Origin of the sequence: Bacteroides sp. f07 (genome assembly GCF_042854785.1) — a bacterium.
In the GTDB taxonomy this organism is placed as follows: domain Bacteria; phylum Bacteroidota; class Bacteroidia; order Bacteroidales; family Bacteroidaceae; genus Bacteroides.
In genome coordinates, this window is sequence record NZ_BAABXI010000003.1 from 992,021 (window position 1) to 1,014,646 (window position 22,626).

13 protein-coding genes are annotated in these 22,626 nt (G+C 44.5%); 3 read left to right on the forward strand and 10 right to left on the reverse strand.

Translation table 11 applies throughout. The annotated features are described in order from the left end of the window. Nucleotides 1-5: 5 nt before the first annotated feature. Nucleotides 6-3,188, reverse strand: coding sequence for a SusC/RagA family TonB-linked outer membrane protein (locus tag ACGHVY_RS23530; RefSeq protein ID WP_390601938.1), 3,183 nt, complete (start codon nucleotides 3,186-3,188; stop codon nucleotides 6-8). A 241-nt stretch (nucleotides 3,189-3,429) separates the two neighbouring features. Here ACGHVY_RS23530 and ACGHVY_RS23535 point away from each other — a divergent pair, with 241 nt between their 5' ends. Further along, a complete protein-coding gene (locus ACGHVY_RS23535) occupies nucleotides 3,430-4,149 on the forward strand; it encodes a FadR/GntR family transcriptional regulator (RefSeq protein ID WP_390601939.1) in 720 nt (239 codons plus the stop codon). A 267-nt stretch (nucleotides 4,150-4,416) separates the two neighbouring features. Here the strand turns inward: ACGHVY_RS23535 and ACGHVY_RS23540 are convergent, their stop codons facing one another. The 9 genes from ACGHVY_RS23540 to ACGHVY_RS23580 all read right to left on the reverse strand — a co-directional run bounded on the left by ACGHVY_RS23540 (nucleotide 4,417) and on the right by ACGHVY_RS23580 (nucleotide 17,059). After that, nucleotides 4,417-5,211, reverse strand: a complete 795-nt coding sequence (locus tag ACGHVY_RS23540) for an endonuclease/exonuclease/phosphatase family protein (protein WP_390601940.1) — start codon at nucleotides 5,209-5,211, stop codon at nucleotides 4,417-4,419. Nucleotides 5,212-5,272: 61 nt separating this feature from the next. Next, nucleotides 5,273-6,652, reverse strand: coding sequence for an SMP-30/gluconolactonase/LRE family protein (locus ACGHVY_RS23545; RefSeq protein ID WP_390601941.1), 1,380 nt, complete (start codon nucleotides 6,650-6,652; stop codon nucleotides 5,273-5,275). Nucleotides 6,653-6,669: 17 nt separating this feature from the next. Then, on the reverse strand, nucleotides 6,670-7,503 hold the full coding sequence (locus tag ACGHVY_RS23550) for an endonuclease/exonuclease/phosphatase family protein (protein ID WP_308744207.1): 834 nt from the start codon (nucleotides 7,501-7,503) through the stop codon (nucleotides 6,670-6,672). Nucleotides 7,504-7,524: 21 nt separating this feature from the next. Further along, nucleotides 7,525-8,253: a DUF3823 domain-containing protein gene (locus ACGHVY_RS23555; RefSeq protein WP_390601942.1), complete on the reverse strand. Its 729-nt coding sequence runs from the start codon at nucleotides 8,251-8,253 to the stop codon at nucleotides 7,525-7,527. 33 nt (nucleotides 8,254-8,286) lie between these two features. Beyond that, the gene (locus tag ACGHVY_RS23560) at nucleotides 8,287-10,227 is read right to left on the reverse strand and encodes a RagB/SusD family nutrient uptake outer membrane protein (protein WP_212134031.1); all 1,941 of its coding nucleotides are present in this window, start codon (nucleotides 10,225-10,227) and stop codon (nucleotides 8,287-8,289) included. A gap of 14 nt (nucleotides 10,228-10,241) precedes the next feature. Further along, the gene (locus ACGHVY_RS23565) at nucleotides 10,242-13,409 is read right to left on the reverse strand and encodes a SusC/RagA family TonB-linked outer membrane protein (protein ID WP_390601943.1); all 3,168 of its coding nucleotides are present in this window, start codon (nucleotides 13,407-13,409) and stop codon (nucleotides 10,242-10,244) included. Nucleotides 13,410-13,417: 8 nt separating this feature from the next. Continuing rightward, nucleotides 13,418-14,578, reverse strand: a complete 1,161-nt coding sequence (locus ACGHVY_RS23570) for a glycoside hydrolase family 130 protein (RefSeq protein WP_390601944.1) — start codon at nucleotides 14,576-14,578, stop codon at nucleotides 13,418-13,420. A gap of 168 nt (nucleotides 14,579-14,746) precedes the next feature. Then, entirely contained in the window at nucleotides 14,747-15,994 is a 1,248-nt protein-coding gene (locus ACGHVY_RS23575) for an MFS transporter (RefSeq protein WP_285820233.1), read from the reverse strand. Nucleotides 15,995-16,012: 18 nt separating this feature from the next. Continuing rightward, a complete protein-coding gene (locus ACGHVY_RS23580; protein ID WP_390601945.1) occupies nucleotides 16,013-17,059 on the reverse strand; it encodes a glycoside hydrolase family 130 protein in 1,047 nt (348 codons plus the stop codon). Nucleotides 17,060-17,215: 156 nt separating this feature from the next. Between ACGHVY_RS23580 and ACGHVY_RS23585 the strand changes: the two genes are divergently transcribed. Continuing rightward, nucleotides 17,216-21,196 carry a two-component regulator propeller domain-containing protein gene (locus ACGHVY_RS23585; RefSeq protein ID WP_308744213.1) on the forward strand — a complete coding sequence of 1,327 codons (3,981 nt, stop codon included), beginning with the start codon at nucleotides 17,216-17,218 and terminating at the stop codon, nucleotides 21,194-21,196. 24 nt (nucleotides 21,197-21,220) lie between these two features. Beyond that, nucleotides 21,221-22,090, forward strand: coding sequence for an endonuclease/exonuclease/phosphatase family protein (locus ACGHVY_RS23590; protein WP_390601946.1), 870 nt, complete (start codon nucleotides 21,221-21,223; stop codon nucleotides 22,088-22,090). The last annotated feature ends 536 nt before the right edge of the window (nucleotides 22,091-22,626 follow it).

Sequence of the window (22,626 nt, forward strand, 5' to 3'; positions counted from 1 at the left end):
CTCCATTAAAAATTAATATCAAAACCGGCAGAAATGGTAGAAGTCAACGGGAATCCACCACGCTGATACCCCGAAATCATGGCACTGGAATAATTACCGGATGTCATACGCGACTCCGGATTAATACCTTTGTAACCACTTCCCCAAATATAGAGCAAGTTACTGCCCGACACATAAAAACGCACACCTGATAACTTAATCTTACGGGCAGCGGTTGCCGGCAAGGTATATCCCACTGTAAAGTTACGCAGACAAGCATAAGAGGCGTTTTGCAAAGGATAATCAGTAAGCATAAGGTCATGTCCCGTTTTTACATTCTGATAAGGCGTTTTTCCGTCACCCGGATGTTCTGCACTTACCCAACGGTTCTTTGTATACTTCTTGTTCCACTTCTTTGTTTCATTATAATATACATCACCATTAAGCACCGTAATTCCCTGTACGCCCTGAATGAGGAATGAGATGTCGAAATCTTTAATTTGAAAAGTATTGGTGATACCCCATGTGAAATCCGGGTAAGGAGTCCCCAACGCAACACGATCCTCAGGAGTCAACGAACCGTCATTATTGGTATCTACAATGCGTATCCCTCCCGGCGCATCATCTGAAAAATGAGGATTAGCTGCAATCTCTTCCGCACTATTCCATACACCACACGTTTTGTATCCATAAAATTGGATCAACGGCTCGCCCACTTTGGCAAGATAACCCTCATTTCTTTCACCTAAAGAAATCATTTGTTGTTCGCCACCTAACTCTAATAGTTTATTACGCGACAGTGAAAAATTTATATTAGTATCCCATGAAAACTTGCGGCTTTTCATATTATGTGTATCAAGCTGAATCTCCAAACCCGAGTTGCGTACTTTTCCTATATTATTCCAATAGTGTGTGTAACCGGTAAACGATTGTGTAGGTTGTTCAAACAATAACGCACGTGTCACTGAATAGTAAGCATCTATCGCCAAATTGATCCGGTTATTGAAAAGTCCCAAATCCAGACCGTAATTAAATTCATCAGTCTGTTCCCACGTAATATTAGAATTAGCCAGCGAAGAGGAAATATTTGCAGAGCCATTGACCAACGAACCCGTACCTTTGCCGGTCACGTAATTCGCACTGTTCAATACCTCAAGGGCCGCATTATAACTGATACGGTTATTTCCTGTCACACCATACGATGCACGAAGTTTCAAATTAGAAATAGCCTTGACACCCTTCATGAATTTCTCTTCACTCACGCGCCAACCCAATGATACGGAAGGGAACCAAGCATTACGGTTACCTTTGGAAAAGAGCGATGAACGGTCCAGACGCAAAGAGGTAGATAACAAATAACGCCCTAAATAGCTATAATTGACACGTCCCAGATAAGACTCCAATACGACATCCGGATATCTGAAAGTTCCCGTACCCGCCGTATTTCCATTACCCACACTAGCCAACTCGTAAACGGTGGCAGCATTCAAAGTATGGATATCATCAGTAGCAAACCCCGTTGCAGCCATAGCCACCCGCTGATTCCGTGTCTTTTCTACAGTATATCCCAATAAAGCGTCAAGACTATGATCTTTATTCTTTCCAAAGTCCAAATGGTAACTCAAGGTATTCTCACTCAACAAATCAATATAAAGCGCACTGGAATAAGTAGCACGGCTTGCCTCCTTATCTTTCGTAGCGTCCTTATTTGCATAATAATAAGAAGGGGCAAAACGAACGTTCAGGCCGTTGGATGTCTTGAACTGTAATCCTTTACAAAGATCAAGCGTGAGATACATGCTGGCCAATCCCTGCATAGTCTCGCTCCAACGGAAAGTATTAGTCATTACGCTCGCCGGGTTATTATTGGCAGAGCTAAATGGAGACGATTTTTCCAATACACGATTACCATCGGCATCCAACAACGGATTTCCATCGGCATCCACGGCAGTCGGTGTCATGATATTATTAAAATGGCTACCTCTTGCAAATCCGGTATATCCGGTCAGGTCTGTGCTATATGCATTATGATAGACCGGTAAAAAAGAAGGAGTACGATAGAAATCAATAAAGTTATTTTTCGGACGTTCCGTCTTACTATATGTACCGGAAATATTAACACCTACCGTAGCTATCTTCGAGAGTTTGGTATCCACCTTAGTACGGAAATTCAGCTTATCCAGTGAATTGTTAAGCATCACCCCTTGGTCTTTAGTATAGGCCGCCGAAATAAAATATTTCGTCTCTTTACGTCCACCGGAAACGCTCATCTGCACATTCGTGATACCTGCCATATCACGCAAGCCCTCTTTCTGCCAGTCGGTAGTTCCCATCTGGCTCTCTAAATAAGCAGCCCCACGTGCAGCACTCGGTACTTTCGGGCCACCTAAAGCAGCTTCTTCTTCCAACAAACCCAACCATTCGGAAGAAGTCATCATATCATGCAACTGATAAGCATATTTAAATCCCTGATAGAATTTGAATGAATATTTCGGTTTGTCCGGCGTACCGCTTTTGGTAGTCACCATAATCACTCCATTGGCAGCGCGTGAACCGTAAATGGCAGCCGAAGCGGCATCTTTCAGAATTTCAATCGACTTCACATCCGCAGCGTTTATAGACGACAAACCACCGGATACGGGAAATCCGTCTATGATAACCAATGGCTCACTATCTGCCGAGATGGAGCCTGTGCCACGCACCCGGATAGAAGGAGTTACACCCACTTCTGATGTTTCATTAGAAACCGTCAATCCTGTCATTGCCCCCTGCAAAGCAGATGTCATATCACTCACCGGAGCATTAATCAGTTTCTCACCTTCCAGTTTTGAAATCGACCCCGTCAAATGGGATTTTGCCTGTGTACCGTAACCAATTACCACAACGTCATCCAACATCTTCGAATCTTCTTCCAACGTCACATTCACTACCGTGCGTTTGCCAACCGCTTCCGCCTTATCAACGTAACCGATATACGAGTAAACCAAAATTGTCTTGGAATTAGGAACTTTAATGGAGTACTTACCTTCAGCGTCCGTCACAGTCCCGGTAGGAACGGCAGCGTCTTTCACTGTTACCGAAGCTCCAATCAACGGACCCTGTTCATCTATCACCTTACCAGTAACTACATGCTGGGAGTAAACGTTTAATGCCCCTACCAACAATAGGAACATCAACACGACTTTTTTAAAAATACAGGAGTTGTTCATAGATTAGTGTTTTAATTTCTGTGACAAACGTAGTGATTAAAATTGGTAAACCAAAATTTTGGTCTACCAATTAATATTTATTAATAATTAGATATAAATCACTTATAAATAACAAGTTACGCGTACCTATTTATAAAAGGACAGAAGAATATTTTTACTAGAAAGCTTTACTTTGAAAGATAATATTCGTACTTTTACAGCCGAAACGGAAAAGGGAATCTTTTTAAAATATTTATATCTTATGAAAGACGAAATCAATTCGCAACCAGTTAAGCATGTAATTGAACACATAAAAAAACAAATATCAGAACGTCAGATTTTACCGGGAGAGCGTCTCCCTTCTGAACGTAAATTATCCGAACTTCTAAAAGTCAGTCGGTCTCATGTTCGTGAGGCATTGCAGAAACTGGAATTATACGGTATTGTAAAAACATATCCTCAAAGCGGGACAGTTGTATCCGAATTTTCCAAAGACCAGTTGGATACTATGATTACCGATGCATTGAAAATCAGCAGATATGATTTTTCAAGCTTGGTTTATGTACGTGTATTACTGGAAATAGAGGTATGTAAATTATGCGCAATGAACCGTACAGAAGAGGATTTGAAGAATATAGAAAGCACCCTTGTCGAACTGGAAGAGAAGTTTGATACTGACCTTCGCGTAGAAAAAGATTTTGCCTTTCATCAAGCCATCGCACAAGGCGGACACAATCCGGTAATCAGTTCGCTCCTGCTCATTATAACTCCCGATATTTTAAAATATTATCAAAAATATAAAGTTTGTGCCGTTCCTCAGAAAACAGTTCATGCGGAACATAGAGAGATGTTACAAAAGATAAAAGATAGAGACAAAGAAGGAATGAAAGAATTGGTGCTCCGCCATTTGTCCAACCTGATTGATTTTGCTAAAATGTCCGCGAAAGGAGATATACCGGAATTCGAATACGGACATATTTAAGATACACAAAGAATATACTTAATTACAAAGAATACACTTAATTAGTTGTATGTGAGAAATTATTCAGTCTCTTGCATACAACTAATTAAGTGTATGCACAAAATTAATCGTCTAACAGTTGTCGCTCTTTCGTCTAACAGTTGTCAGACGAAAAAGCAACAACTGTTAGACGAAAGAACAACAACTGTCAGACGAATAAAGTTATTCGATTGAAGGGTTAGTTTGATACATACGAAAGACTAATTGATAGCGGTCGGACAATTAATCTTATTTGATAAGATAAGTAGCCACTACCGGATAATGGTCTGATTCCTTATCCGCCCAATAACAAACATTATACGCCTTCACCGTAAAAGCCTCGTTTGGCGTATAAATCAACCAGTCACATGCGTAAGCCGGACTTGGAACGGGCACTGTCCATGGTGCACCATCACTCAAACAATTTACGGTGAAATACTTTTGAAAAGCAGCCATGGTAGCAGAACCACGACGGGAATTCAAATCTCCCCCCAAGATAACAGGTTTATCCAGTTGCTCCACGCACGCGAGAATCTCATCAATCTGTTTCAGACGGGCAGCATCTTCGTATTTATGGTCCAGATGCGTCGTAGCGAAATAGAATTCCTTGCCTTCCTTCGCGACTTTTACATAACCGAAAGAACGGACATAATCACCTTCTTTCAGTACACTCAACTTAAAACTCTTTTCCTCGGAAACCGGATATTTGGAAAGAATCACATTTCCGTAATCTCCGCCAGTCGGAATATCGAGCGCATGGGCAAAATAATAATATTTCATTCCCGTTAGTTCCGACAGTTTTTTCGGAGTATCCCAAGGGTTAATCTCCGTGTTTCTTTCTATTTCCTGGAGTGAAACGATATCCGGGTTCTCTTTCTTAATGACTTCGGCTATCTTATCAATTCCTTGTTTACGACCGCTATACGTGTTGTAAGTCATAGCTTTTACTGTGACCTCTTTCGGTTTTGTCACAGGTTTCTGTGCCGTTGAGGGTTGTAACAAACAACACAATAGAAACAATGAAATGCATATTCTAAAATTCATATATGACCAATTAATAAGTGAATGTTATCTTGAAAAACAATCTTTCCTACCTGATACAAAATTAATCCTTTTCTATCTTACGAATCTTATGATTCCAATAATCTGAAATATACAATGCTCCGTCCGGACCGAACTGTACACCTTCCGGATGGTTGAATTGCGCTTTATCCAACGGGCCGTCTGTCGTACCGGAAGTGCCTGTACCGGTGTAGTTTGTCAACATACCGTCAGGGGTAATTTTCGCTATACGATGCTTTTTACGGACTGCTACATAAATATTTCCTTCTTCATCCAAATCCATCTGGCAAGGCTCTTCCAGTTTGGCTTCATTTCCCTGACCTTCTGTAAAACCTGCTTTCTCGTACTGCCCTACCCAAACATGGAGATTAGAAAATTCGCCTGTCGACATATCATAATCTCCTTTATAAATCACATCTTTTTCCTGTGAACTCATATACACGGTAGTCCCTGCCTTGTCAAAAAGGATACAGCGGATTTTCACTTTCGACGCATTTTTACCTTCTGCGTCGGGAAGTTGCATGCCAGTTGCCACCATCGTATTCTGCTCCGGGTCATATTTGTAAATCATGGCATTTCCATGAGCCACGGAGAAAACCTCTCCCGTGACAGGATGCACACCTACATTAGTGACGCCATTCCCCAAAGAAGGAGTGATTGACCATATTGCAGACAGATTAGCAGCATCATACTGATGCGTATCCTTGTTCCATAGCATCGTTGCAATATGTGCATTGCCCGAAGCGTTGGCATCATTGGATAAGAATAAAGTATTGCCATCCAATGAGAAAGCGATATTCATCATTCTGAATACAGTTCCACCCGTTCCATCACCGCGTAAGAAAGTAGCGACCTGATTATTTTTCGCGATACGGATATCACGGTCATCATCTTCCACAATATATAAAGCACCTTCCTTGTCGAAAGCAATAGAACCCGGTTTCCAAAGAACCGCTTCCATGAGGGTCCCCTCTTTCTTCTCCGTTTTTGCGGCAGGAACATAACTGCCGATATAAGTACTTACAATAGGAGACTGAGAATACTCAAACTCCGTTTTATATGTCAGTTCCTGCATAGCTTCTCCCTGACCGAGGTATACTTTCACCGGACCGGAGCCGGAACCCCTCTGCACATTGGCAGTAATAATATTCCCCAACGCACCCGTCACTTCGGCATCCACCCCGTTGACTGTCACGCGGATATGTTCCAAATCCGTACCGAAATGTGTACCGTATAAAGTCAGGCTTGTAGACTTCCCGCCGGCTGTCGGCGTGTACATAGTGATTTTGGGAGTAGCTTCGCCCTCTCCGATTTCAGGTGTCATATCCTGCCGGTTCTCATCCTCGCAAGCGACAAAGCAGATTGACGCAAACATCAGAGAATAGATAGAAAACCGTTTCAAATGATGTATCAATGTTTTCATGTTTCTGTCTTTTTAGGTTAATCGTTTATACTGAACGTAGCTACCACCGGAAAGTGGTCTGATTCTACATAAGCATCATAATACACATCATAGGCTTTCGGAGACATTCCTTCATCCGGAGTGTACAATACGAAATCAATCGCTTTCACCGGAACGGGCGTTCCCGTTGTCAGTCCATAGTTCCCGTTCAGGCAACCGATTTCAAAACGCTCATACAATATCTTCATCGGGCCGGAGTCGGCTAAAGCATTGAAATCGCCAGTCAATATCATCGGCTTATCCAAGCCCTTTGTCTTTTCGATAATCGTTGTAGTCTGGTTGATACGATTAGTTTCGTTGCCCACATGAGACAGGTGCGTCACTCCGAAATAGAAACCCTTTCCATCTTTTTCTGTTTTCACTACTCCCATCGAACGCGGGTAGACATCTTCCACTGTTTCTATTCTCGGCAAATCATAATTCACTTCATCACTTATCGGATATTTCGAAAGAATCAGGTTTCCATACTCGCCGCCGTCCACATCACGGGTTTTGACAAAGAAAGCATAAGGCATTCCGGTCACTTCTTTCATCAGGGCGATAATATCCGCTTTCTCCACCTTGTTAGTCTTCGTCTCAAACTCCTGCAAACCTGCCAAGTCCGGATTTATCTTTTTAATCACTTGGGCAATCGCTTCCATTCCCTTTTTCCCGGAATAAACTTTCTGCCCGCTATATATATTGTAAGACATGACTTTTACCAATACCCCGTCCTTTTCGTCCGGCGGGGTCACACCGTCATCGTCCGAACTGCAACCGGCAAACAAACCGCCCACCAACAGTATCAGTAATAAATAGAATTTATGTTTCATTGTTACCTTCTTTTTTATCGTTTATCTTATATCATTCACAATTACTTCCACTACCCGGCTGTAATTCACATACGGTTTGCTCTCTGCTGTCACCGTAGCCGCAACACGCACATACACCCTGTTCTTGTTGGAAACAATCTTATAATGATTCTCTATAAATTCAGTATCACTCATCAGGTCGATGACGTGCGTGCCACTGGCCTTTGTCCCCAGTGAAGAGAGGGTGGCATGGTTTGCATTGTTCACATCCACTCCCGGAGCATAATTCCATATAACGGAAACATCCGTCAGTTGCAATGTCTCGTTCGATGTCTTCGCATCATAGGTCAGTGTCAACTTATTATCTACCGATACAGACACATCAAGGCTGATACGCGAGAACGGGATTGTGTACAAATCAACCTGCGTTTGTCCGTTTACGGTGACATATCCCTCACAGACCCCGACAAAAGGGCCATCCTTTGCCTGAATACGGTAGCTGCCGTTAAATACCTTCGTATGCTCAAACGTTCCATCCTGGCGGGCACGGAAATCGACAGAGGCGGTAGCCCCCGTATTCTGCTCGTACAAACTCATCATCACACCGCTACTTCCCGGCACAGGCATAGGAACCGGTTCATTCGTTTCCTTATCATAGATAGTGCCATACACACCACCGTTCGGCGCATCATAATTATCGATGTCATTTTCGCATGCCGCCACGAAACAGGCGAATAATGCAGTCAATCCTATGTTTATTATTTTATTCATATCGTTTCTTCTTTAAACTTACAATTGGACGTATCAATTACCGTAACCCGGATTCTGTACCATCAACGGATTCGTACTCAAGTCCTCGGCACGGAACACCGTATAGTAGTTCTTTTCAAGGAAAAGCCGCTTTCTCTTTTCGGGCACACCGGTTTCAAAAGTGTATTTGCCGCTCTTGACATTGTAATACGGACAGAGAGCCGTGCCGCGGAAATTGGTCAGACCGCCTTTGCTGACATCAAGATGAGCCAGACGCCAACGTTTCAAATCCCAGTAACGGTGCTTTTCAAAAGCAAGTTCCACTTTCCGTTCATGGCGCACTTTATCCAGCGTCAGGTTACCCGCAGTCAATAGTTTGATGCCTGCCCTGCCGCGAATCTCATTGATATCTTTCAATGCCACGTCCAGGTGTTGATTCAATTCCATGCAAGCCTCTGCACGATTCAGATAGATTTCTGCCAGACGGAAAACCACCCAGGGAGTAGAAGAACGTTTTGCGTCGATGTCCGTATAGTCCGTCAGACTTTCATCCAGGAATTTACGCTGATAGAAACCCGTCTTGCTGGCGTCGCCTACACTTAACGAGCCACCGTCTTTTCCCGAAGTATTATAAGTCTGTCCGTCTATTACGACCTTGTTCTCCTTATCCGGTTGAGCGGAAGCTTCATACTTGGTTCCTATCCCATCCTGTCCGTTGATGACACCGCGTATCCATTCGATTTTACCGCCGCCGTATCCTTTATAATCAGCACCGGGCAGGTAAACCGAACCTAATAAGCGAGGGTCTTTATTCTTAAAGATATCATACGGGCTATCATAGCTGATAGCTTTTCCACCGCTGTCTTTCATCTTCAGCTTCCCTTCCGTACCGTCAATATATTCAAATTCCTCTACCATTTCCAGTACCGGAGACATGCCGCATCCCCAACCGTCGCCACGATAAGAGAAAGGAACATTCAGCTTATCCCACATATGCCCTTTACCGGCAGCTACATTATACTGTTTCTGGAAAATATATTCGCCGTTATCCCCATTCACTGCTTTGGAGAAGAGATTGTAAAAGTTTTGCGCCAGCTCTTCCGGTTCCGTACCGGTCGATTTATACAAGCTATACACACGGGGAACCATTTCATCCAGAATCTTCGATGAAGCAGTGTAACATTCGTCAAAGTAACGTTCCGCTTCTGTCTCCGGAATATAAACATATCCTTTGGAAACAGCTTCGCCTGTCAGAGTCAGTGTCTTGGAATACTTGGCGATAGTACCGGCATACAGTGCGGCACGTGACCACAAGGCAAGCACCGTTCCACGATTTGCGCGGTATTTGGCATCACTGCTGCGTACTTCCGGCAATGATTCATAGATAGCCTTACATTCATTGATAATGAAATCATAGGTCGCGGCTTCCGTATCACGAGCCTGATAAAGAGCTTCCGTATTTCCTGCGGTATATTCTTGCGGAACAGTCTGCAAAGGAACGCCCCCATAACGCTTCACCAGTCCGAAGTACTGCATAGCACGGATAAAACGGGCTTCTGCGCCGAGTTCTTCTTTCTCATCCTCACTCAATACGGAAGTTTTCTCAATATTCAGCAGGAAGTTATTTACAATACGGATTTGCTTATAGCGGGTCACCATGTCGTCATTGAATACATAGTCGCCATAAGAATAAGTAGAGTTCGACTTGTCGAATGCGCTCTCTTTCTGATAACTGGCGGTAGCCTCATCCGAAAGGCTGGTCTGATTCGCCAGGTTCGCTTTCTTGCTTCCATACCAGTCGTCGAACTCATCCAGTTTCAGCCCCGAGTCATACATATCCGCCAAAACGGCTGTGATTGCTTTCGGATTTTGCCAAATCAAATCCGGTGTATTGACACCACTGGTACTCTCACGGTTCAGGTAATCATCGCACCCCGTCCATACGAAGATGGATACCCCGCCTATCAATATATATTTCAGATAATTCCTATTCATTGTCTTTACTGGTTTTAGAAGGTTACATTTACGCCAAAGTTATACGTCTTCATCTGCGGGTAGTAGCGTATTCCGCTGGAATTGCTTTCGGGGTCGACGTTCTTCATCAGTCCGTCACGCTTGGTGAAAGTCAGCAGATTGTTGCAGTTGATATAGAAACGCACCCGGTCGATAGCCGCCTTTTTGGTCAAGGCTTTAGGAAGCGTGTATCCCAGTTCCAGGGTTTTCAGGCGCAGGTAACTTGCGTTGTGCAATGACCATGAGTTACTGGAACGGTTATCGGCGACACCTGCCACGCGTGCGGCAGGCATATATCCCGGAATCCATTTACTATAAGGGTCGGTCGGGTCTTCCCGGTGCCAGCGGTCGGTCATGATGGCCAACCCATTACCCAAACCTTGCTGGATAAACGGGTCGAGAATATCCCCGCTGACATAAATATCGTGTCCGGCAGCTCCCTGGAAGAAGACAGTCAGGTCGAACCCTTTGTATTCTCCGGACATATTCAGCCCGTAGTACATACGAGGAGTGGCACCGTGTCCGAGTGGTTGCGTATCGTTATCATCGATAATACCGTCGCCATTGTAGTCTTCGAATTTCAAATCACCCGGCATCAGCGAACGGTTACCGTCCTTATCCTGAACCGGTGAGTTCAAAATCTCCTCGAAAGAAGTAAACTGCCCGATTACTTTCTTTCCCCAGCGGATATCCTTGTAACGCCCGTTGGTGTTATTACGCCAATCGTCATACATATTGGTGGAAGCCGCCCGCTCTACATAGTCATACTTAATCCGGGTAGTAGAAAAGTTGGCCGACACATTATAATTGAAATTGCCAATCCGGTTCTTATGCCCGACTACAATCTCGAATCCGGTGTTAATATCAGAATTCAGGTTCTCCTGCGGCATTGATTCACCGAAGATAGTAGGCAATGAGCCTACACGGGTGGCAGGCAGACCGGAACGGTTTCTGCGGAACCAGTCGAACTCCACAGAAATCAGTCCCCTGTGATAAGACGCCTCAAAGCCGATGTTCATTATCTTCGATTCATACCAGGTCAGCCACGGATTTGCCATACCTACCGTAGTCATGCCCGAAGTCACTCCGTTGCTGCCCATGATATAGCTTCCGTGAGACGTATATCCATCCAGATACTGGAACGCATCGAAATCTCCTTCATCTCCCACTTTGGCGTACGAAGCACGGATTTTCAGATTATCCATATCGGGCAACAGTTTCTTGAAAAAAGCCTCTTCGGAAACACGCCATCCCAATGAAACACCCGGAAAGAATCCCCAACGATTACCTGCACGGAATTTATAGGTTCCGTCATAGCGGAAATTGAATTCCACCAGATAACGGTTAGAGAAATCATAGTTCAGACGTCCCACCAAGCCGGCGTGAGCCGTTTCCTGTGTCTTGCCGGAAGCTTCCTGGTTCGTCTTATCCCCATAGTCCAGGTCAGGAATCAGCCCGATAGCAAAATCACGTGTCCCGGTCACCCAGTTCTTCTTGTCATTATACATTTCCCATACGAGCATGGCACCGATATTATGCTTCTTGGCGAACGTATTGTTGTAGTTCATAGAGAACTGATAGGTCGGTTTGTCATAGTTTTCCAGTTTCGATTCCAAATGCGCGGTATTAACCACTTTCTCTATATACTCTTCATTCGCATAATCATACGTATATTCCGAGAGGTCTTTCCGCCACGTTTTCCATTCCTTGTTCGTATAGTCGTAGGCAACCAATGCTTTCGCCATCAGTCCTTTCACCCAGGGAAGTTGCCAGGTGATAGCCAACGAGCTGTTAAATTCGCGACGCAGGCGGTCTTCATAACCACTGTCGTCCGAATCGGAAACATGCACGGGGTTCGCCATATCTCCTACGGCTCCCCAATAATCCGGGTTGTCATTGGCATACATGGAGTAAGTCGGGATAGCCATTTGTGCCGAACGGAACAGGTTGTCGCCATTGTAAGGCTTTTTGCGATTGTCGAAGCGCCCGCTCAAACGCAGTTCCACGTTCAGTCCTTTAGCCACTTCCACGCTCAGGTTGGAACGGACGTTGTAACGTTGGTAATTCCAGTCGCCCGAACGGATGATACCGCCCTGGTCCATATATCCGATAGACATATAATATTTCACTTTCTCCGTACCGCCTGTCAGACTCAAGTTGTGTGAAGTCTGAGGAGCGGTGCTACGCATCGTTTCATTCCACCAGTCTGTACCTGCCGTACCGTTCCGGTAGGCTTCCAGTTGTTCTTGTGAGTAAGCGGAAGCTCCGCGCCACGGGTTGGCATTGTGAATCGCTTCATTGTAAAGAGAAGCGTACTCATAAGCATTCATCATCTCCGGATAGCGGGTCACTTTCTGAAAGCCTACATAGCCGTTATATTCTATCTTTACCTTCTGTTCCGTCCCTTTCTTAGTAGTAACCAACAGAACACCGTTTGAACCTTTAAAACCGTAAACCGCTGCAGCGGCATCTTTCAGGATAGAGATGGACTCGATATCATTCGGATCGAGTTGCGTATAATCACGCTCAATGCCGTCTACAATCACCAGCATGCTTCCATATCCGCGAATATCAACAGAAGCTCCATCATCACCGGGGCTTCCGCTACGCTGTACGGCACGCAAGCCCGGCAAACGTCCGGCGAGCATATTCGTCACACTGGGAGCTTTTACTTCCATCAACTTGTCCGAAGAGATAGCAGCGACCGAACCGGTCACAGAAGCCTTCTTCTGAATGCCGTAACCTACCACCACTACCTCGTCCAGTGTCTCGGTATCTTCCTGCAAAGTTACTTTCAGTCCGGCTTGTCCGTTCACCCGCACTTCTGCTGTTTTATATCCTATATAGGAAATCTGTAACACTCCATTAGCGGGAACCGGCAAGGTAAACTTACCGTCCACATCGGTAATCGTCCCCACACCGGCAGCACCTTTCAGTTGCACCGAAGCTCCGATAACCGGTTCTCCGCCGGCGTCAACAACCACACCTTTCACCGTGATATTCCGAACGACCTGTTCGATACCCGATACCGAAGGGCTTTCTGCATATACCGTAAACGGCACGCACAGGAAAGTCCCTGCCATTAAAGCTGAAACAGTAGCTATCTTCAGCCGGTCGTTGAACGACTTTAAGACAACCGTGTTCATTTTACAAGCATGTTTCATAGATTAAATTAGTTATGTGTTTTAAGTTTCGAATCTATATTATCATCACATATCGCTACTGCAACCTGCGAATCGGCACAGCCATAATAGAGATATAATTTGTTTTTAAAGTAAGCCAATCCTTCGATAAACACTGTTCCGTCCTTGTACTGGCCGCTCTTCTCGAAAGCGGCTTCGGGCACAAAGAAGGGTTTATCCAGGCGGTCGAGTACCTTATAAGGGTCGTTGGCGTCAAACAGGAACTGCCCTGCACAATAAGCGCCTGCGGGGTATGCCGAGTCCCTTTCTTCCTTGTATCCGTTCTTGCCATTGTATAATAATACAATACCGTTCACGGTCTTGATAGCCGGCGGCCCGCACTCAGTCAGGCGGCTGTCGAAATACCCGTTGCGGGGTTTGGCTATCTCCCTTAGTTCGTTGTTTTCATTGAGTACCGGAGTCCAGTCGGTCAGATTATCGGAAGTTGCGGCACATACCGCATTCTCTCCCCAGTACATAAAGTATTTGCCGTCCACTTTCTCAATGACCAGCCTGCCATCTTTCACTCCGGTGACAATAGAAGCTGATTTGCTTGCTATATTAGCAAAACGCCCGTTGTATGCTTTCGCAAAAGCGAGTCCGTGCTTCGTCCAGTTTTTCAAGTCTCTGGAAGTAGCTACTGCCAAGCGGGGAAGATTGCGGTTCCAGGCTGTATAAAGCATAACGTACAATCCGTCTTCCGTCATTGCCACACGCGGGTCTTCGCAACCACCTTCCCATTCTATTTCTTTAAATTCGTCTTCGGAAGGACACAATACCGGTGCGTCCGACCGGCTCATCATCACTCCGTCCGTACTTTCCGCATAGCCAATACGGGACGTTCTCTTTCCAATACCTTGCGCCGAATTGTCTTCCGCACGGTAGAGTACCACAATCTTCCCGTCTTTGACAGTTGCCGCCGGATTGAAAGTGTCACTCTCTTCCCATCTTACCGGCTGCTTGCGCATCGGACATTGAAAAGTAGTCGGTTGCGGGGAAATCACCGGATTCATCCCTTCCGGACGGACAAAAGGGCCGAGTACCCATTGTCCGCTCTGTTCTTCGACAGCTACGGATGCCTGTTTCTGCCCGGAGCATCCGACTAATGTCATCATACTGATTAAATAGATTACAGATTTTAGTTTTATCATACGTCGTTTTTTTTAGTTTTCCCGAATCGGTCGTTCATCGTTTTTCTGCCGGCAAAACTATCGTACCCCGCAAAAAATAGAGTGTACTATATTCTCAAAAGAGTATATAGGTGCTGTACAACATAATAATTCATCCGTTTGCAATGACAGCTTAATGGTTTTGAAATATTAGTGAACCGTTTGGTTCTGTTTGATGATGTTCTGAGCCAACGGATAGGCTATCAACTGTAAAGCTCCTACCAGTATCAATGCGTACTTCAATGCAAAATCCTGTGATATGGCAAAGGCAAGCGCCATAAAAAGGATAAGCCCGAAAGCACGCCCCAAGAATAGTCCGAATTCGTGGCTTAAAATATAAGTGTATTCATTTCTTTTCTCGATTTTAACTACTGCGTCGATGGTTTGCATCATAATGGGATAGTAAGGCAAGTCAAACAAGGGCTGAAAGATTACCTTACAGAGGACAAAGATAATCACTCCGGTGGCTGAAAACAAGACCCCGTTGAACAGAGTACCGATAAAAAAGACGAGTAACCCGGCAATAAATATCTTCGGGCGGTCTTCGGGTTTGGCAATACGCCCCAGTACATAGACCAGTATAGCCGTCAGCGTACCGCTGATTCCCTGTATCAAGCCTAATGTCCCTTCATCACCAACCAGTTTCAGAACCAGGATGGCGGGAGCAGTCACCAGAAATCCCTGTACCATTCCTTTCAGGGAAGCCAGTAACAGCATTTTCTTCCACAGTATACAGAACCGGAAATACAAAAAATTCTTCTGTACCGGATTGGCAAACTTACCACGCCACAAGACAGCTACGGCAAACAGGGTCACTACTATGACTCCGACTGTGACCAAACGGTAGGCTCCATTTATATCAATCAGGCATCCCATGATTTCTTTGCCGTCTATCTGGCTGATGAATGCGCCAATCAATAAAGGGACAGTTATCGAAGTGATGGAGAAAAAGAAAGATTCCAGTCCGAAAAAGTAGTTCCGGCTACTGTCGGTCGTATTATTGAGAGTCAATAGATAGCGGTTGGTCCAAAAGAAACCCGATGCGGCTCCGAGGACAAAACCTGCTATGCCTAGTTCTACAAAGCCCAATGACTTCACCAGCATCATGGCAAACATCGACAGCCCGCTAACTAATATCCCGCCTGCATACAGTACTTTCACGCTGACATGCCGCAACAGGAAGCCGTTGACAAACGAGGTCGCAATGATGCCGATATACATAAAAAGCTGATAGAAAGCTACGGAAACAGGCTCGCTCGTGTGGCGCATCACATAAGCGCCTACAAATATCTCCACCACAGGAAGCACGAACGCATAGAGCAGGTTAGTCATCAACAGTACACGTACATTGGGAGTCTGCTGCTTGAAGAATTGATATTCTCTTTTCAATTTATTCATTCTATACCTTTATATATGTCATGACTTTAATGAACGAAGGATTTCCCCAATGGAGAACTTCGCTCCGCAGATTACTTCATCACTCGCACCATAGTAAACAGTCACCATATCCCCTTCTACCAGATGCCCGTTCGTGAAGACCACATTCCCGAAGAATCCGGTTTGCTCGTAGGGAGCAGTCGGTTCCATTATAGGAGCTTTGCTTCGGGCGATTACCTTTGAGGGGTCGTTCAAGTCAAGCAGAAGGGCTCCCAGGCAATAGCGGTTCTGATAGTCTGCACCATGATAAATCTCCAGCCAGCCTTCCTCTGTACGGATAGGCGCGGCTCCTGCACCCACACGGGCACAATCCCAGCTATCGGAGCGAGTGGTCGCAACGCAACGGTGGTTGCCCCAGTGTAACCGGTCGGGTGATTCGGCAAGCCAGATATAGTTGCCACCCAGTTCGGGACTGCTCGGGCGATGCAAGGCGAAATATTTACCGTTTATCTTCTCTTCAAACAAGGCACAGTCTTTATTATGAGGAGGGAAAATCATGCCGTGACGAGTGTAATTCTTCCAATCATGGGTATGAATCAGCCCTACACCGACGGCAACGGAAGAGACTTCGGTAAACGTCAGGTAATAACCGTCGGCGGTAGTCGCCACCCGGCAGTCCTCGATGCCGAAAGCCTCTAATGTCCCTTTACCGAAAATAGGCGGATAATCCGGTTCTTCCTTAAAATGGATGCCGTCCTCGCTCGATACCAACCGGAGATAAGACATGGTAGTCAGATAATCCTGTCCCGCATATCCTATCACACGAGGGTCGGAAGCGTCCAGTTCCGGGTCATTCTCGTCGAAAGAAAGCACTTCTATCTTCCCTTCCTTATTATATACGGGGAAACTAATCACTCCCTGTTTCTGTACGGGGCGTTCGGCTACCCGCAGTAATAACCAGGTTTTTCCGTCGAAGCGGAATACGCCGGGATTCAGGAAACAGGTGATTTCCATACCTTCTATTCCCGGTTGTAAATCGGATGGTTTCAATAATGGGTTCTGATGAAATCGTTTTGCAATATCCATTTTCTAATCATTAAATAGGTGTTGTTTTTATTTCTCGTGGCAAAGCTACCCCACACGGCGACGGGAAGAGTGTACTATATTCTCAAAAGGGTATACAGGTGTTGTACAGCATATTTTTATCTTTGTTTTCTTATTTTTCCTCTCTATCTTTGCGACATGATTCTACGAAAACACTCCTATTTCCGCTGCATCTGCATCCTTATTTGTTCATGCCTGATGCCTGCTTTATTACATTCGCAAAATGTAGTAAAACAGATTTCCAATGCGGACGGATTATCCAATAATTCGGTGAATTGCTTCCTCGAAGATTCGGAGCATACGCTCTGGGTAGGGACATGGGACGGATTGAATGCTTATAACGGACGTAGCTTCAAAACCTATTCTTATAATAAAAAGGATGCAGGGTCTATCAGCAATAATGTCATCTGGCAGATTATCGAGCAAAGCGACTCTATCCTGTGGGTATCTACGGACTATGGGGTAAACCGGTGGAAACGCTCTACACAACAGTTTACTCCTTATTATCTAGGTACACAGAATAATCCGCCGAAACAGGAGAAGTCATTTCTGCTGGGTATCACTTCCGGCAAGCATATTATCTGTTACGTGAAAGAGCAGGGTCTATTCTGTTTCGATGACCGGAAACAGGAGTTTGTATCCTTGAAGAATGACCTTCCCGATGACATCAGGAACTTCGTCATTGATTCCAAAGACCGGATATTCTTTCTCACAGAACATGGACAATTATTGCATTATCAACTGACTGTCCGTAACTCCTGTCCCGAACTCTCGTTCAAAGAAGAAATCAGGCACTCTGCTCCCGTTTCCAATATTTATCTTTCCCAGGACTGCCTCATCATTAACGATGACCGGACACTGACTGTTTCACAAGATAACCGTATATTGGACAGTATAAATATTCCTGAGAACAAAACCGTTTCACAAGCTGTCTGCCACGGTGAATATCTCCTTATCAGCTTTATCGAGGGAGGATGCATCAGGTATAATCTTGAAAATGGAACTTCAACGGAATTACTCCAATTACCGGAGAAAGCTTCCATTTTCACTATTTATATCGGCTCACAGAATATCCTTTGGGTAGGCACGGACGGACAAGGGATATTGGAAGTCTATGAACATAGTTCGCCTTTCCATACCGTAAAAACAGATTATCCTGTGCGTTGTTTCTGTGAGGAAGACAATGGTAATATACTCGTTGGAACAAAAGGAGAAGGTATCCTGCTACTCAACAAGCAGGAACGGAAAGTCATCCCCTATCTTTCAACGGGCAACGGGCTAATCTCCAACTCCGTTTATACTATCCGCAAAAATATGTCCGGGGATATATTCATCGGAACCGAAGGGGCGGGTATCAATTATATTCCACTCAATAGCAACCAGGTGAAGAAACTGGGTATTCCTGCTGAATTTCCAGCTTTCAGGGCAGTGTACAGTATCCTGTTTACCCATAACGATTCACTTTTATGGTTGGGGACTTCCGGCTACGGACTTATCAAGCTGAGCCTGCAAAGGGAAGGAAAAAGTTATAGAGTAACGGACATGAAACAATATAAATCTCCCGGCCCTTCTTCGCCAAGTAATAATATTATTTATTCGGTTATCGCCGGATACGATGAGAATGAACTTTGGCTAGGCACGCGAGGGGGGGGAATTAATAAGTTCGACATCGAGTCCGAACGTTTCCGGCAGATGAATGAAATAGACCCCGGTTTGTCTCTGACTAACAATGACGTGATTTATCTGACTAAAGGAGATTCTGCCAGTATCTGGATAGGTACCAGTTATGGTCTTAACCGATTGTTCCCGACAGCCACACCGCCTTCTATCATCGAATATACGGATAATAACGGATTGCCCAATAATACGATTCACGGCATCCTGAAAGATGAGAACGGGAATATTTGGGCAAGCACCAATCAAGGCATTTCCTTTATCGACTTGCCCTCGGGAAAAATCACCAATTATTCTTCAAGAAACGGGCTGCAAAACGACGAATTCTCCGACGGAGCTATTTTTAAGGACAAAGCCGGGTGGTTGTATTTCGGCGGAGTCAGCGGGTTGAACTATTTCGACGAAAATAAGATACGCTTACGGGAACATATCGCATCATTAAGCCTGAACAGCCTGAAGATAAACAATACAAGCCAGAATATCTACGAACGTATCCGTAATCATACGCTCCGGCTGGACTACGACGAGCCTTATGTCACCTTGGGATTTGCCGCACATGATTTTATCAACAATGAGAATTGTGAGTTCAGCTACCGCATTATCGACTTTGCCGACGAATGGATTTACAACGAGAATAACCCAAATATTGTTATCACCAAACTACCACCGGGAAAATATAAACTGGAAGTAAAATGCACCAATGGCGACCGAGTATGGAGTAGTCAAACCTATTCCCTCAATTTGGACGTTGCTTACCCCTGGTGGCTCAGTACCACTGCTTTTATTATTTATTTTATCCTGATTGCCGTTGCTATCTATATCACGCAATCCGTCATCAAGAATAGAATCCGGCTGAACCGTCAGATTCTACTGGAACATATCGAGAAACAGAATCAGCAACGTATCCATGAATCGAAGTTGAACTTCTTCACGAATGTGGCACATGAATTTTTCACTCCGTTGACACTGATTTACGGCCCGGCACAGCACTTGTTGGAAAAGGCGGACCTCGACAGTTATACAAAAAGATATATCTACATCATCAAGAACAATGCCGACCGGATGCAGAAGCTTATCAACGAACTGATGGAGTTCCGAAAAGCAGAAGCGGGACATACAGCTATCTATGCGGAAAAAGTGGATATTCAGTTGCTCGTCGATTATGTATCGGACAACTATACCGAAATAGCTGAAGAAAACAAGATAGACTTCAGTTTCAAAAGCAAAGAGGTATCATCCTTTACAACAGACCGGAATGCACTGGAAAAAATAATATTCAATTTGCTTTCCAACGCTTTCAAATATACGCCGTCCGGTGGATATATCCGTGCTGAAATACGGGAGAATGTTACTGACGGGACATTGCATTTCCACATACGTAACTCGGGCAAGGGACTGACTGAGAAACAAATGAGTGAGATATTCAGCCGGTTCAAGATTTTTGAGAGCAGTAACCTGAAACATGCGGGAAGCACCGGAGTCGGCCTGAATCTGACCAAGAGCTTGACGGAGTTATTGGGCGGAGAAATCACCGTAGGAAGTGTATTGGGAGAGTATGTAGAATTCAATGTGTCTCTACCGTCCATGCACGTGAATTCCGGAAAAGAAAGTCAACCGGCAGAAGAAGAGGCAGAAGCCGGTGAAATGCTTTTTGTCCCAAAACAAAAGGAAATTAGTATATTGATTGTAGAAGATGAAAAGAATATCCGCGAACTTCTGAAAGATATCCTGCTTCCTTACTACCAGGTTCGGGAAGCCGCCGATGGAGAAGAGGCGCTGAAAGAGGTCGAGCAGAAACAGCCGGATATTATTATCAGCGATGTATTGATGCCCAGGCTGGACGGCATCACTCTGACGGATATATTGAAAGCCAACGAGCGGACTGCCCACATTCCGATTATCCATATCTCCGCCAAGAACTCCATCGAAGACCAGATTAACGCTTACAAACATGGAACAGACTTATATATCCCCAAACCTTTCCATCCGAGGCATGTATTGAGCGCGGTAGAGAATATGATTAATAAATACTCTCTGATGAAAGAGTATTTCAAATCCAGCCGTTCCTCTCTCATCGTAAGGGATGGAATCACCATGCATAAAGAGGATGAGCTGTTACTGGACAAGATTATCAAATTCATCGAAGATAATATTGACGACGAATCCATGAATCCGGATTCTCTCGCAGACTTTATAGGAGTAAGCAAAGCGGGATTGTACCGTAAACTCAAAGAATTGACGGAAAAGACACCAAGCGAATTTGTCCGTACCATCCGCCTGGAATATGCAGCAGGCCTATTAAAGACTACCAAGCTTACCGTTACCGAGATTATGTATAAATCGGGTTTCTCAAACAAGTCTTATTTCTACCGGGAGTTTGCCAAGTTATACAACACTTCTCCCAAAGAATACAGGAGCGGACAGACAGAAGAAAAGGATACTTAATAACCATCTAACAATAAAGAAACAATGAGAAAACTTTTTATTGTATTGGCGCTCTGCGGTGTGTCAATACTGAACGCGCAACAACTGAATGTTGCTTCTTACAATGTACGAAACAGTAATCCGAACGATGCCAAAGCCGGAAACGGCTGGGAACAGCGTTGCCCGGTACTCACCCGGTTAATCACTTTCCATGACTTCGATATATTCGGAGCGCAGGAAGTGAAACATAACCAACTGGAAGATATGTTGAATGCCTTGCCGCAATACAGCTATATAGGCGTAGGACGGGATGACGGTAAAACGAAAGGGGAATATGCGCCTATCTTCTACCGGAAAGATAAATTCAAGCTACTCAAATCTGGAAACTTTTGGTTATCGGAAGATACCTCGAAGCCGAATAAAGGATGGGATGCAGCCTATACCCGCATCTGTACGTGGGGAGAATTCAAAGATATTACAGGTAAGTTCAGATTCTGGTTCTTTAACCTGCACATGGACCATATCGGAGTAATGGCACGTCGCGAAAGTGCCAAGCTGGTTATCAGCAAAATCAAAGAGATGTGCAGTAAAGACCCCGTCATACTCACCGGAGATTTCAATGTAGACCAGACCAGCGAAAGCTATCAAGTACTTCACGAATCCGGAATATTATCAGACTCTTATGAGGTCGCACAACTGAGCTATGCAACTAATGGAACATGTGCAGGATGGAATCCGAACACATATACTCCCAACCGTATCGACCATATCTTCGTTACCAAAAACTTTATTGTTGAAAAGTACGGAGTGCTGACAGATACTTACCGAATTAAAAACGAAGCCACCGGAAAGTATGAAGCACGCATTCCTTCAGACCATTTTCCGGTGAAGGCGGTATTGAAATATACCAAGTAAGCAAAGCAGAATTCGAAATGATAATATAAGCCTGTCAATGTTCTATTTTTAATATTTTGCAGGGAAATAGCTGGTTAGAAAATAACGAACCAGAAAATAAACTGCATAAATAAATGCATGAGCATACAAAAAACAGCCTAATATTGCATAAAACCAAACAAGATATGCATCTTTCTCTATTCGGAAACTGTTCATTGCTTTAAAACCAACGAGGTGTTCCTCGGTGTGCATCGACTTGTTCCTCACCGGGGAAGCTATCGTTTCCCGGTGAGGAAGATAAAAATGGGCTATTAAGAAGTATTTATTCTCTAGTTTATCATAACATATCGGAAAGGAAAAAACAATAAAATGATTAGTTATTCGGATATTTACTATCCGAATAACTAGAATAATCGATAATCTGTCATACTTCGAATAGAATATTCTCAAAACAGCAGAAATAGAGAATCACGTAATTACAAATGCTTGGCATCTTCCTGCTTTTCCTTACCAAACTGCGATTTACGTCCTTCTCCGATGATTAAATATTCCGTTTT

Bases quoted from the DNA above. Each gene is read 5' to 3' on its own strand.
- ACGHVY_RS23530 (WP_390601938.1), bottom strand. From the start codon at position 3,188: ATGAACAACTCCTGTATTTTTAAAAAAGTCGTGTTGATGTTCCTATTG.
- ACGHVY_RS23535 (WP_390601939.1), top strand. From the start codon at position 3,430: ATGAAAGACGAAATCAATTCGCAACCAGTTAAGCATGTAATTGAACAC.
- ACGHVY_RS23540 (WP_390601940.1), bottom strand. From the start codon at position 5,211: ATGAATTTTAGAATATGCATTTCATTGTTTCTATTGTGTTGTTTGTTA.
- ACGHVY_RS23545 (WP_390601941.1), bottom strand. From the start codon at position 6,652: ATGAAAACATTGATACATCATTTGAAACGGTTTTCTATCTATTCTCTG.
- ACGHVY_RS23550 (WP_308744207.1), bottom strand. From the start codon at position 7,503: ATGAAACATAAATTCTATTTATTACTGATACTGTTGGTGGGCGGTTTG.
- ACGHVY_RS23555 (WP_390601942.1), bottom strand. From the start codon at position 8,253: ATGAATAAAATAATAAACATAGGATTGACTGCATTATTCGCCTGTTTC.
- ACGHVY_RS23560 (WP_212134031.1), bottom strand. From the start codon at position 10,227: ATGAATAGGAATTATCTGAAATATATATTGATAGGCGGGGTATCCATC.
- ACGHVY_RS23565 (WP_390601943.1), bottom strand. From the start codon at position 13,409: ATGAAACATGCTTGTAAAATGAACACGGTTGTCTTAAAGTCGTTCAAC.
- ACGHVY_RS23570 (WP_390601944.1), bottom strand. From the start codon at position 14,578: ATGATAAAACTAAAATCTGTAATCTATTTAATCAGTATGATGACATTA.
- ACGHVY_RS23575 (WP_285820233.1), bottom strand. From the start codon at position 15,994: ATGAATAAATTGAAAAGAGAATATCAATTCTTCAAGCAGCAGACTCCC.
- ACGHVY_RS23580 (WP_390601945.1), bottom strand. From the start codon at position 17,059: ATGGATATTGCAAAACGATTTCATCAGAACCCATTATTGAAACCATCC.
- ACGHVY_RS23585 (WP_308744213.1), top strand. From the start codon at position 17,216: ATGATTCTACGAAAACACTCCTATTTCCGCTGCATCTGCATCCTTATT.
- ACGHVY_RS23590 (WP_390601946.1), top strand. From the start codon at position 21,221: ATGAGAAAACTTTTTATTGTATTGGCGCTCTGCGGTGTGTCAATACTG.